A 12,372-nucleotide genomic window follows, 5' to 3' on the forward strand; every position below is an offset into this window, starting at 1 on the left:
CCGTGACCGAGGCTGTAGGATAAGTGTGTCCGGGGGAAGGGGCAGCTTGGCCATCAGCGGCTTTGTGCAACAGAGCCGATCAGACATGTCACCGCTCCTTGTCTGGAGCCGCGAAACATGCAGCGACCTGAAATCAGCGGGCCCCGGGCCCAAAAGCGTTCTGGCATTCCGCGCCACAAAACCGTATCTGCAGTGGCGACAAGGAGTGGCGAGACATGGCGGAATACGAAACCCCCGGACCGGTCGAAACTGATTTCAGGGACGCGATCTCTTCGATCGAGGAGATCATCGACGATGCGCGCAACGGGCGCATGTTCATTCTCGTCGACCACGAGGACCGCGAGAATGAGGGTGATATCATCATCCCCGCACAATGGGCCACCCCGGACGCGATCAATTTCATGGCCACCTACGGGCGCGGCCTGATCTGTCTGTCGATGACGCCCGAACGCTGCGATGATCTGGGCCTGATGATGATGAGCGTCAACAACAGCTCGCGTCACGAGACCGCTTTCACCATTTCGATCGAGGCCCGCGAGGGCATCACCACCGGGATTTCCGCCGCCGACCGCGCCCGCACCGTCGCCGTTGCCATCGACAGCAGCAAAGGGCCGGCAGACATTGCCACCCCCGGTCATGTCTTCCCGCTGCGCGCCAAATCAGGCGGCGTGCTGGTCCGCGCAGGCCATACCGAAGCTGCCGTGGATGTCGCGCGCCTTGCCGGGTTGAAGCCCGCGGGAGTGATCTGCGAGGTGATGAACGACGATGGCACCATGGCGCGGCTGCCCGAGCTGATCGCCTTTGCCCAGCGCCATGGCATCAAGATCGGCACCATTTCCGATCTGATCGCCTATCGGCGCCGCCACGACAATCTCGTGCGGGTCGTGCGCGAACAATCCGTTACCTCGGAATTCGGTGGCGACTGGGAGATGAAGATCTACACCGACACCACCCATGGCGACGAGCATATCGCGCTCTCCATGGGCGATATCTCGACCGACGAACCGGTACTGGTGCGCATGCACGCCATGGACCCGATGCTGGACATCGTCGGCACCGGCCATGCAGGCCGCGCAAACGAATTTCGCGATGCCATGATGGCCGTTGCCGCCGAGGGTCGGGGCGTTGTCGTCTTGTTGCGCGACACCGCAATGAAGCTTGAACCGGAAGAAGGCGACAGCCCGCGCACGCTGCGCCAATACGGGCTTGGCGCGCAGATCCTGTCCTCGCTCGGGCTGTCGAAGCTGGTTCTGCTGACCAACTCTCCCACGCCGAAGATCGTCGGCCTTGACGCCTATGGCCTTGAGATCATCGGCACGCAAAAGATCGGAGACGCATGATGGCATCGTCGGAAACCCATTACGTTCTGCCGCGCCCGACCTTTGACAAGCCAGTGAAGATGCTGATCGTGCTGTCTCCGTATTACAAGCAGATCGCCGAGCAGCTGGTCGCCGGTGCGACCGCCGAAATCGAAGCCGTGGGCGGATTTCACGAGATCGTCGAAGTGCCCGGCGCGCTCGAGATCCCGACCGCCATCGGCATCGCCGAGCGCATGTCGAACTTCGACGGCTACGTGGCGCTTGGCTGCGTGATCCGCGGCGAGACCACCCATTACGATACCGTCTGCAACGACAGCTCGCGCGGGCTGACGCTGCTGGGGCTTCAGGGGCTGTGCATCGGCAATGGCATCCTGACGGTCGAAAACCACGAGCAGGCGATGGTGCGCGCCGAGGCCGCCGGGCAGAACAAGGGCGGCGGCGCGGCCGCTGCGGCCTTGCATCTGATCGCGCTCGCCCGTAGGTGGGGCTCTTCCCGCAAGGGGGTTGGATTCGTTCCGGCCCGTGACGAGTATCAGGTGGCGGGATTCGGCTCAGGAAAAGACACCGCATGACGACCAAGGACACGCCTCAGGCCCTCTCGGGCAACCAGAAGCGCAAGATGAAATCCGCTTCGCGTCTTTATGCGGTGCAGGCTCTGTACCAGCTGGAAATCGGCAGCCAGACGGTCGAGCGTGTCCAGAACGAGTTCATCGATCACCGCTTCGGCGCCGAAATCGAAGAAGGTGTCGAGATGATCGACGGCGATGTCGGCCTGTTTGGCAAGATCACCGCCTCGGCCGTCAACTGGCAGGCCAAGATCGACCAATTGACCGATCGGGCGCTGGTCGCCAAATGGCCCATCGGGCGTATCGACCCGACGCTGCGCGCCCTGTTCCGCGCCGCCGGGGCGGAATTCGTCGACAGCGACACGCCGCCCAGAATCGTCATCACCGAATATGTCGATGTCGCCCGCGCTTTCTTTCCCGAAAGCAAAGAGCCGCAATTCGTCAACGCCGTGCTCGACCACATGGCCCGCGAAGCGCGCCCCGAGGCGTTCTAAAGGTCCAGCGACGACAGCAGCGGCATCATCATCGAAAACAGCTCGGCCTGCGAGCTGATGTCGCATTTGCGGTACAGTTGCTTGCGGAACACCTTGACCGTCTGCGGGCTGATCTCCAGCCGCATGGCGATCGAGCTCGACGAATGCCCCTTGAGCACCAGAAGCGCGATTTCCGCCTGTCGGTCGGTCAGCGCGATGCCGCGATCCGCCGCCACGCGCCGCTGCAGCGCCCCTGACACGTCACTGTCGCGGATCGCGCCTTCGGAGCGCAGCCCCGCCCAGTTGCGTTCGATCAGCGCGCAGGCGATGGGGGCGAGGCGCTGCGCCCGTTCCAAATCGCGCGGGCTGAACACCCGCGCCGAACTGGCATCGCGCCCAAGGCAGACATGCACCGACACCCCCGGCGCCGGATAACCGACATAAGCGATTTCGTCGCACATCGTCGTTTCTTGATAATAGGTGGCAAAATACTCGTTGCGGGTAAACTGATCGGGCGCGATGTCGCGCATCCGGTACAGGCCCGCAGCTGCCCGTTCTATGTGCAGCGCGTGGAACGGATCCAGCAGATAGGCCCCGGTCAGGTAATCCGACACGATCCTCTCATGGACACGCGGCTCGCGCGCGTGGGAAAATAGCAGCTGCGGGCTGCGCTCCTGAAAATACGCCAGCATCGTGGTGTTGTCGATTTCAAAGCACCGGGTGAGCCACTGGAACAGGTGCCCCGCAAAGCCATCGGTGTTCAGCGCCGCGATGGCATCGCCCAGAAACGTCTCGGACAGGTTCGGCAAATCGCGCATCATACCTCTCTGGGGGTATATACCCCTGTCTGCGGCCCCGTTTAGGGTATGACCATCTAAACAGGTGGTATCATCCACGCAAGACCGGGCACAGATCCGGCGAGACAGGGGAACAGCGTGACGGGAACCGTGATCAGCATTGACCGCGTGGTGAAAAGTTTTGGCACCTTCACCGCGCTGCACGAGGTGTCTTTCGACATCGCGGACAATGAATTCTTTACCCTGCTGGGGCCGTCGGGCTGCGGCAAGACCACGCTGCTGCGCTGCATCGCCGGGTTCGAACCGGTCAGCGGCGGGCAGATCCGGCTCAATGGCAAGGATATCGCCCCCCTGCCCCCCTACAAGCGCCCGGTGAACACGGTGTTCCAGCATTACGCGCTGTTCCCACATATGACGGTGCTTGAAAACGTCATGTTCGGCCTGCAACGGCTGGGCTGGAGCGCGATGGACGCGCAGGGCCGCGCCCGGCAGGCGCTGGAGCTGGTCCATCTGTCGGAGTTCCTGAAACGTCGCCCCGGACAGCTGTCTGGCGGGCAGCAACAACGCGTCGCTCTGGCCCGCGCACTGGCGCCCGAACCGCGCGTGCTGCTGCTGGACGAGCCGCTGTCGGCGCTTGATCTCAAGCTGCGTCAGGCGGTGCGCATGGAGCTGAAACAGATCCAGCGCGAAACCGGCATCGCCTTTGTCTTTGTCACCCATGATCAGGAAGAGGCGCTGACCATGTCCGACCGCATCGCTGTCATGTCCAATGGCCATGTCCAGCAGATCGGCACCCCGCGCGAGATCTATGAAACCCCCGCCAACCGCTTTGTCGCGGATTTCATCGGCGAGACCAATCTGATCGAGGTTCCCGTGCTAGGCATCAGCGGTGGGCTGGCCGAGGTGTCGCTGCCCGGTGGGCGCCGGGTGCACTGCCCGACGCGGCTGGTCGATGGCAAACAGGGCGTGCTGTCGGTGCGCCCCGAACGCATCGATCTGTGCCCCGCCGCCGAGGCCGACATGATCGTCACCGCCGGCGAGCAGGTCTATCTGGGCACTGACATCCAGCTCAAGGCGCATCTCGCCAGCGGGCAGGAAGTGACCGTACGGCTGCAGAACGCCGCGGCGACGGTGCTGCCCGAACGCGGCACCGAACTGGGGTTGAAGCTGGAAACAGGCGCCGCGCGCCTGCTGGCTGCCTGATGGCGGCGATGGCGCCGGGCGGCGCATCCAACTCCGAGATCTACAAGGGCAACGCGGGCAAGCTGCTGCTGCCGACATGGCTGGTGATCGGGTTTTTCCTGCTGATCCCCGTGGCGCTTATGGCGGTCTACAGCTTTCTGACCAAGGAATTCCGCGGCGGCGTGATCTGGGAGTTCACCCTGACTGCCTATGACCAGTTCTTCCTGAACCGGGGCCTGTTCGGCGACGAACCGCCCAGCATCGAATGGACCTATATCGGCATTTTCTGGCGCTCGATCTGGCAGGCCGGGCTGGCAACCGTGCTGTGCTTGCTGATCGGCTTTCCCACCGCGTGGTTCATCGCCACCCGTGCGCCGCGCGATCGCACCATCTGGCTGCTGATCGTCACCGTGCCCTATTGGGTCAACCTGCTGATCCGCACCGTGTCGATGAAATTCCTGATCCGCGACGAAGGCCCGCTGAACGCGCTGCTGCTGTCCAGTGGCATCATCGACACGCCGCTCGGGCTGATCAACACCAACCTCGCGGTGCAGCTGGGGCTATTCTACAGCTACCTGCCGTTCATGGTGCTGCCGGTCTACGCCGCAGTGGAACGCTACGATTTCGCGCTCTCCGAGGCGGCGGCGGATCTTTACGCCAGCCGCTGGACCATCCTGCGCCTCGTGATCCTGCCGGTAGTCAAGCCCGGCATCATCGCGGGTTGCATTCTGGTATTCGTGCCGTCGCTGGGGGCGTTCCTTGCGCCCGACCTGCTGGGCGGGGCCAAAAGCTTCATGATCGGCTCGCTGATCGAAGAGCAATTCAAGGGCGCGGCGGGCAACTGGCCGTTCGGGGCCGCCGCCGCGATGATCCTGATGACCATCGTGATGATCGTGCTGCTGGTCTACGCCCGTTCGCAAACCCGCGAGGCAAAAGCATGAAACAGCTCGACCTGCGCCGCTTTCCCGGCTTTTTCGCCATCACGCTGGCCTGCGTGTTCGTGCTGTATGCCCCGCTGATGGTGGTGGCGGTCTACAGCTTCAATGAATCGACCTCGATCACCCGCTGGGGCGGCTTTTCGCTAAGCTGGTACGCCGATGTCTTCACCGGACCCGAAAGCCCGAAATTCCAGCGCGCGGCACTCAATTCGCTGATCATCGCGGTGCTGGCGGGGAGCGGTGCGACGCTGATCGCCACATCGGCCGCCGTCGCAATGCACCGCGCGGGTCGCTTCAAGGCCAAGACCGCCAGCTTTGCGCTGATCAACCTGCCGCTGATGGTCCCCGAGGTTGTCACCGCCGTCGCCAGCCTGATCTTTTTCACCGCCATCGGCTTTTCGGGCGGCATCGGCACCATCCTGCTGGCGCATCTGGCCTTTTGCATCCCGTTTGCCTACCTGCCCATCGCGGCGCGGATGCAGAGCATTTCCGACAGCTACGAACAGGCGGCGATGGATCTTTACGCCACGCCGAAGGAAGCCTTCCGGCTGGTCCTGCTGCCGCTGATGATGCCCGGCATCTTTTCGGGCTTCCTGCTCGCCTTCATCATCTCGCTCGATGACTTCCTGATCACCAATTTCGTCAAGGGCGCGGGCGTCGAAACCCTGCCGACTGCGATTTTCGGCGCGGTGAAACAGGGCATCAAGCCCAACATCATGGCGATTTCCACCCTCATGCTGGGCGTGTCGGTGGTGTTCGTCACCCTGTCCTGGCTGATCGGCCGATCCGGCCAGAAGACCCAATAACCAACAGTGGAGTATAAAAACATGAATAAATTCCTCGCCACCTCGCTGATCGCGCTCACGGCATCCGCCGCTTCTGCGCAAGAGCTCAAGCTCTACAACTGGTTCGAGTACATGCCGCAGGAACTGCTCGACAAGTTCACCGCAGAGACCGGTATCACCGTCACCATGGATACCTATGACAGCAACGAGGCGCTGCTGGCTTCGCTCAAGGCCGGCAAGCTGGGCGCCTATGACATCGCAGTTCCGGGCGATTACATGGTCAAGATCCTTGGCGACGAGGGGATGCTGGGCAGCTTCACCCCCGACGAGATTCCCAACCATGGCAATATCGAAGAGCAGTGGCTCAACGTGCCCTTCGACGAGGGACGCAAAAGCTCGGTGCCTTATCAGTGGGGCTCGACCTCCTTTGCGGTGAACCGCGATGTGTTCGACGGTGATATCAACGACACCGCGATCATCTTCTCGCCGCCCGAGGAACTGGCGGGCAAGATCAACGTGCTCGACACCTCGGGCGAAACGCTGACGCTGGCCTCGATGCACCTTGGCATCCCGCAATGCACGTCGGATCGCGACCAGCTCAAGGCGCTGAACGCGCTGGTGACCGAGGCCAAGGCCAGCTGGGCCAGCTTTGGATCGGACGTCGCCAAGGATGTGCTGACCTCGGGCGACGCCGCTGCGGGCATGATCTGGAACGGCTTTTCCGCCAAGGCGCGCAACGAGGGCGCGAATATCGAATACGCCTATCCCAAGCAGGGCGTCATCGTGTGGATGGACAACCTGACGCTGCTCAAGGATGCGCCGAACCGCGACTCGGCGCTGGCCTTCATGAATTTCATGCTGGAGCCGGAAAACGCCGCCGCGCTGACCAACTTCGCGCAATATTCGGGAGGGGTGAAAGGCATGGCGGAATTCCTCGATCCCGAGGTGGCCAATTCGCCGGAAAATAACCCGCCCGAAGGCACCAAAACCGTCTTCGTCGAAGCCTGCCCCGAGGAAATCCAGGTCATGTATGACGCGATCTGGACCAATCTAAAGAAGTGACTATGAAACTCGCGCTCTATCAGGGCCCCGCATCCGCCGGGGCCACCGAGGCCACCTTTGCCACCATCGAAACCCAACTTGCGGCAGCCGCCGCGGCTGGGGCCGCAATGCTGGTGATGCCCGAACTCTACCTGCCTGGCTACAACCACCCCGTTCGCCACCGCGAGTTGTCGCAGCCACGCGGCGGCGCGTGGGAAACCCGGCTGTCGGCTATGGCGGCGCAGGCGGGCTGCGGGCTGACCATCGGCTGGGCCGAGCGCGAGGGCGATGCCGTCTACAATGCCGCGACCGCCTTCGGGCGGCGCGGCGAGCTGCTCGGCCATTACCGCAAGATTCAGCTCTATGGCCCGATGGAGCGCGCCTCTTTCGTGCCCGGAGGCGCCTATTGCAGCTTTGAGTTCGAGGGCACGACCTGCGCCCTGCTGATCTGCTATGACATCGAATTCTCGGCCCATGTCACCGCGCTGGCCGACCGGGGCGCAACGCTGTTCCTTGTCCCGACCGCCAACCCGCAGGGGTTCGAACATGTGCAGCGCCTGCTGGTGCCCGCCCGCGCGACGGAGCGCAACATCACCGTCGCCTACGCCAATTTCTGCGGCGATGACGCCGGGCTGATGTTCGGCGGCGGCTCGGTGATCGCCGGGCCACTTGGCCAGACGCTGGCCGCAGCGGGCACCACCGAGACACTGCTGATCACCGATATTCCCGGCACGCAGGGCATCGACCCGTCGCTGCTGTCCACCCAAGCCCAAGACTTCCGAAAGGTCTGACCCATGAGCCTCGATCTGCCCGTCACCACAGACGACATCCTCACAACCGACGTGCACCTGATGCAAAGCTGGGCCGATCTCAACGCGCTCAAGCAGAACGGCGCGCGCACGGCGATCGTGTCCGCCGAAGGCAGCTATGTCACCGACAGCGACGGCAACAAGCTGATCGACGGCATCGGCGGGCTGTGGTGCGTCAACGTCGGCCACAAACGGGCCGAGATCATCGACGCCATCACCGAGCAGCTCAACACGCTGGATTTCTATTCGACCTTCTACAGCTTCACCCACCCCGCCGCCGCCGCTCTGGCGGAAAAGCTGGCGCAGCTTGCCCCCGGCAACCTCAACAAGGTGCATTTCGGCAATTCCGGCTCGGTCGCCAATGAAACGGCGGTGCGGGTGCTGCACCATTACTACAAGCGCCTCGGCCAGCCGTCCAAGCGCATGGTGCTGAGCCGTCACGGCGCCTATCACGGGTCCACCCACCTTGCGATCGCCATGACCACGCCGGGCTATTCCGAAGGCTGGCACAAGGCCGAAGGCATCGTGCACCACCTGCGCAAGCCACATCACTGGCGCGAAGGTGACGGCATGAGCGAAGCAGAATTCCTAGATGCGCTGATGGCCGACATGAGGGGCAGCATCGAATCGATTGGCGCCGAAAACATCGCCTGTTTCATCGGCGAGCCGATCATGGGCGCGGGCGGCGTCATCGTGCCCCCGGCGGGCTATCACAAACGCGCCGCCGAGCTGTGCGCGAGCTATGACATCAAGGTGATCTCCGACGAGGTGGTGACCAGCTTTGGCCGCCTTGGGCATTTCTTTGCCGCCAAGGATGTGTTCGATTTCCAGCCCGACGTCATCACCACCGCCAAGGGGCTGACCTCGGGTTATCAGCCGCTGTCCGCGACGATCTTTTCCGATGAGATCCACGAGGTCATCAGCGCGCCGGGCGGCATGTTCACCCATGGCATGACCTATTCGGGCCACCCCGCCGCCGCCGCCGCGGGCCTTGCCAATATCGCGCTGATGGAACGCGACGGCCTGCCGCAGCAGGTCCAGACCACTGGCAAGCTGTTCGAGAACACGCTGAAGGGCCTGATCGATCTGGACATCGTCGGCGAAGTGCGCGGCAGCCATTTCATGATGGGCATCGAACTGGTCAAGGACAAGGCGAGCAAGGCGATGTTCGACCCGGCGCTGAACATTGGCATGCGCGTGGCACAAGCGGCGCAGAAACGCGGCCTCGTGGCGCGCCCGCTGGGTCATATCCTGATCCTGTCGCCGGTGCTGATCCTGACGCCGCAACAGATCGAGCAGATCGGCGGCATCCTGCGCGAAAGCATCCTTGAGGTCATGCAAGACCTGCCTGCATAGGAAAAGCCTAAGCCGGGCGTTTGGTGAGTTTACTTTTCAAAACGCTCGCGCTCTGGCACATCTTCGGGATCGGCGCGCTTGCGCGCCTCCCCACTGCCCGAGGTTGCACGGTATGAACATCTTTGATCCCGCCGCCGAGCTGCGCGCGAATGTCGCCACCCCGTTTGATCAGGCGCAGGCGATGCCCGTGTCGGTCTATACCTCGGATGAATTCCTTGGCCTCGAACAGGAACACGTCTTTGGCAAAAGCTGGCTGTGCGCTGGCCGCGCCGAGTCGCTGGCCGAGCCGGGCGATTACACCACGATGGAAATCGCCGGCGAGCCGGTGGCGGTGATCCGCGGCCGCGACGGCACCCTGCGCGCCATGTCCAACGTGTGCCGCCACCGCATGTCGGTGCTGCTTGAAGGACGAGGCAACATCCGCACCATCACCTGCCCCTACCACGCCTGGGTCTACAATCTGGATGGCAGCCTGCGCGGCGCACCCGCGATGGACATGAACAAGAGCTTCTGCAAGGAGGCGATGGGGCTGCCGCAGATCCGCTGCGTCGACTGGAAGGGCTGGATCATGGTCACGCTCGATCCCGATCTGCCCGAGCCGGGCGAGACGCTCAAGGAAATCGACGATCTGGTCGGCTACCTGCCGATGGAAGACTATGTCGAAACCTTCCGCGAGGAACACCGCTGGAATACCAACTGGAAGATCCTCGCCGAGAACTTCATGGAAAGCTACCATCTGCCGATGTGCCATGGCGGCACCATCGGCGGCGCGGTGGACCTGCGCAAGATGACCTGCCCCGAGGGCTTTTCGGGCTTCAACTACCACCACATCCTCAAGGACGACTCCATCGCCCTGTCGATTGCTCACAAGGACAATACCACGCTTGAGGGCGAGGACCGCTACCGCACATGGCTGCTGGCGATCTACCCGTCGCTGATGATCACGCTGACGCCGGGGTATTTCTGGTACCTGTCGCTGATGCCCGACGGCCCGGGCGGGGTAAAGATCCTGTACGGCGGCGGGCTGCACCCCGATTTTGTCAAGGATCCCGACGCCGAGCAGCATTTCAACACGCTCAAGGGCCTGCTAGACGATGTGAACGACGAAGACCGGGGCTGTACCGAACGTGTCTGGAAGGGCATGCAATCGAAACACGCGGTGCCCGGTGCGCTGTCGCATCTGGAACGTCCGAATTACGAATTCGCGACGTGGATCGCCTCGCGGATGCCGTAAGGCGCAGACGAAGCAAAAGGCCGGGCGCTGGCCCGGAAAGGTAAGACATGACGTTTTCGCTGGTGGCGCGTTGCGCCCAGACGGGTCAGTTCGGGGTGGCGATTTCATCGTCTTCCCCGGCGGTTGCGGCGCGCTGCGCCTTTGCGCGGGCGGGCGTGGGGGCTGCGGCCTCGCAGAACGTCACCGACCCACGGCTCGGCCCGGCGGCGCTGGATCTGATGGCCAAAGGCGCTAGCGCGGCGGAAGCTGTGGCAGAACTGGCCGCAACCCGCGATCACATGGCCTATCGGCAGGTGCTGTGCGTCGATGGCTCTGGCGGCACGGCGATCCATTCGGGGCCCAATTCGCTGGGGATCTGGACATCGGCCAGCGGCGTCGACGTGGTGTCGGGCGGCAATCTGCTGGCCAATGACGGCGTGCCTGCCGCCATCGTCGCCGGGTTCGAGGCCGCGAGCGGCCCGCTTGGCGACCGCCTCATCGCCGCGATGCGCGCCGGGATGGCGGCGGGCGGCGAGGCCGGGCCGGTGCATTCCGCGGGCATGCTGATCGTTGAGCGCGAGTCATGGCCCTATGCCGAACTGCGCTGCGACTGGATCGACGACGGCTGCCCCATCGAGGCCATCGCGCGGGCATGGGAGGTCTATGCCCCGCAGGCCGAGGCCTATGTCACACGGGCGCTCGACCCGTCCGCCGCGCCCTCCTACGGCGTTCCGGGAGACGAATGATGCGCATGCTGGATATCCTCGATACGCTGATCGGCTTTCCGACAGTGTCCAAAGACAGCAACCTTGCGCTGATCGACTGGGCGCAGGGCCTGCTGGCCACCGCCGGGTTCGACGTGGTGCGCGTGCCCTCGCCCTGCGGGCAAAAGGCCGGGCTGGTCGCCAACAGGGGCGGCAGCGGCGGCACCATCCTGTCGGCGCATGTCGACGTGGTGCCGACCGAAGGCCAACCCTGGACCCGCGATCCCTTTGCCCTGAGCCGCGAGGGCGACCGGTTCTACGGGCGCGGCACCACCGACATGAAAGGCTTTGTCGCCTGCGTTCTGGCGCTGGCCGAGGAACTGCCCGCCAACGCTGGCCCGGTTTCCATCGTGCTGAGCTGGGACGAAGAACTTGGCTGCATCGGCATCCCGCACATGATGGATGCGGTGCGCGCGCTTGGGCCGCAAAAGCTGTGCGTCGTGGGCGAGCCGACCTCGCTGAAGATGGCGACAGGGCACAAGGGCAAGGTCGCGTGGCGCGGCCTCTGTTCGGGCGAAGCGGGCCATTCCGCCATGGCGCCGATGTATCGCAATGCGCTGCACGGCGCCTGCGATCTTGTCGCGGCGCTGCGGCGCGAGCAGGCGGCGCTGCTGCAGGATGGCGCCAAGGAAGACGGCTACGATGTGCCCTGCTCCACGCTGCATGTGGGCGTGCTGCGCGGCGGCACCGCGCTCAACATCGTGCCCGACAGCGCCGAGGTGCTGTTCGAGGCGCGCCACCTTGCCTCTGACGCCCCCGCCGACCTGCTGGCGCGGGTGCTGGACGGGCTGAGCGGCATCACGGTAAGCGAGACATTCGCCTATCCCGGCCTTGCCGCCGACCCGGATGATCCGGCGCTGGCGCAGCTGCGCGGCCTGTCGCGCGGGCTGACCAAAGTGTCCTACGGCACCGAGGCCGGTTTCTTTGCACCGCTTCTGCCCACCGCCGTCTGCGGGCCGGGCGACATGGCACAGGGCCACCAGCCCGATGAATTCGTCGAGCTGGAGCAGTTGACCGGCTGCCTGACGATGCTGCGCGCGCTGGTCTAACGGCGGATCGCGGCAGACAACCTGTCACCGCCCGCGCATCGCGGCAGACAGGCTGTCCTGCCCGCCCAGAGCATGGCTCT

At 63.9% G+C, this 12,372-nt stretch carries 13 protein-coding genes; 12 read left to right on the forward strand and 1 reads right to left on the reverse strand.

From position 1 onward, the window contains the following. Positions 1-215 precede the first annotated feature (215 nt). The 3 genes from ribB to nusB are packed head-to-tail and all read left to right on the forward strand — an operon-like array spanning position 216 to position 2,379. On the forward strand, positions 216-1,340 hold the full coding sequence (gene ribB / locus Q4543_RS02225) for a 3,4-dihydroxy-2-butanone-4-phosphate synthase (RefSeq protein WP_303436139.1): 1,125 nt from the start codon (positions 216-218) through the stop codon (positions 1,338-1,340). Continuing rightward, positions 1,340-1,891 carry a 6,7-dimethyl-8-ribityllumazine synthase gene (locus Q4543_RS02230; protein ID WP_303436140.1) on the forward strand — a complete coding sequence of 184 codons (552 nt, stop codon included), beginning with the start codon at positions 1,340-1,342 and terminating at the stop codon, positions 1,889-1,891. Before ribB ends, Q4543_RS02230 begins: the two co-directional genes overlap by 1 nt. Then, positions 1,888-2,379: a transcription antitermination factor NusB gene (gene nusB, locus Q4543_RS02235; RefSeq protein WP_303436141.1), complete on the forward strand. Its 492-nt coding sequence runs from the start codon at positions 1,888-1,890 to the stop codon at positions 2,377-2,379. Before Q4543_RS02230 ends, nusB begins: the two co-directional genes overlap by 4 nt. Here the strand turns inward: nusB and Q4543_RS02240 are convergent. Further along, positions 2,376-3,176, reverse strand: a complete 801-nt coding sequence (locus Q4543_RS02240; protein WP_303436142.1) for a helix-turn-helix transcriptional regulator — start codon at positions 3,174-3,176, stop codon at positions 2,376-2,378. The two genes, nusB and Q4543_RS02240, sit on opposite strands and share 4 nt — an antisense overlap. A 117-nt stretch (positions 3,177-3,293) precedes the next feature. On the opposite strand from Q4543_RS02240, the gene Q4543_RS02245 reads away from it, so the two are divergent. From Q4543_RS02245 to argE, 9 genes are all read left to right on the forward strand, one after another. Further along, positions 3,294-4,358, forward strand: a complete 1,065-nt coding sequence (locus Q4543_RS02245; protein WP_303436143.1) for an ABC transporter ATP-binding protein — start codon at positions 3,294-3,296, stop codon at positions 4,356-4,358. Next, the gene (locus Q4543_RS02250; protein ID WP_303436144.1) at positions 4,358-5,278 is read left to right on the forward strand and encodes an ABC transporter permease; all 921 of its coding nucleotides are present in this window, start codon (positions 4,358-4,360) and stop codon (positions 5,276-5,278) included. Before Q4543_RS02245 ends, Q4543_RS02250 begins: the two co-directional genes overlap by 1 nt. Continuing rightward, a complete protein-coding gene (locus Q4543_RS02255) occupies positions 5,275-6,081 on the forward strand; it encodes an ABC transporter permease (protein WP_303436145.1) in 807 nt (268 codons plus the stop codon). The genes Q4543_RS02250 and Q4543_RS02255 overlap by 4 nt, the downstream gene beginning before the upstream one ends. Before the next feature lie 21 nt (positions 6,082-6,102). Continuing rightward, the gene (locus Q4543_RS02260) at positions 6,103-7,122 is read left to right on the forward strand and encodes an extracellular solute-binding protein (protein ID WP_303436146.1); all 1,020 of its coding nucleotides are present in this window, start codon (positions 6,103-6,105) and stop codon (positions 7,120-7,122) included. A gap of 2 nt (positions 7,123-7,124) precedes the next feature. After that, complete coding sequence (locus Q4543_RS02265; RefSeq protein WP_303436147.1) at positions 7,125-7,892, forward strand: carbon-nitrogen hydrolase family protein; 768 nt, start codon at positions 7,125-7,127, stop codon at positions 7,890-7,892. Positions 7,893-7,895: 3 nt separating this feature from the next. Continuing rightward, positions 7,896-9,266: an aminotransferase class III-fold pyridoxal phosphate-dependent enzyme gene (locus Q4543_RS02270; RefSeq protein ID WP_303436148.1), complete on the forward strand. Its 1,371-nt coding sequence runs from the start codon at positions 7,896-7,898 to the stop codon at positions 9,264-9,266. A gap of 112 nt (positions 9,267-9,378) precedes the next feature. Then, positions 9,379-10,500 (forward strand): SRPBCC family protein, encoded by a 1,122-nt coding sequence (locus Q4543_RS02275; protein ID WP_303436149.1) that lies wholly within the window; start codon positions 9,379-9,381, stop codon positions 10,498-10,500. Between the two features lie 47 nt (positions 10,501-10,547). After that, positions 10,548-11,225 carry a DUF1028 domain-containing protein gene (locus Q4543_RS02280; protein WP_303436150.1) on the forward strand — a complete coding sequence of 226 codons (678 nt, stop codon included), beginning with the start codon at positions 10,548-10,550 and terminating at the stop codon, positions 11,223-11,225. After that, on the forward strand, positions 11,225-12,292 hold the full coding sequence (gene argE, locus Q4543_RS02285) for an acetylornithine deacetylase (protein WP_303436151.1): 1,068 nt from the start codon (positions 11,225-11,227) through the stop codon (positions 12,290-12,292). The genes Q4543_RS02280 and argE overlap by 1 nt, the downstream gene beginning before the upstream one ends. Positions 12,293-12,372: the final 80 nt, after the last annotated feature.

The organism is Salipiger sp. 1_MG-2023, from assembly GCF_030547555.1.
Lineage (GTDB): Bacteria > Pseudomonadota > Alphaproteobacteria > Rhodobacterales > Rhodobacteraceae > Salipiger.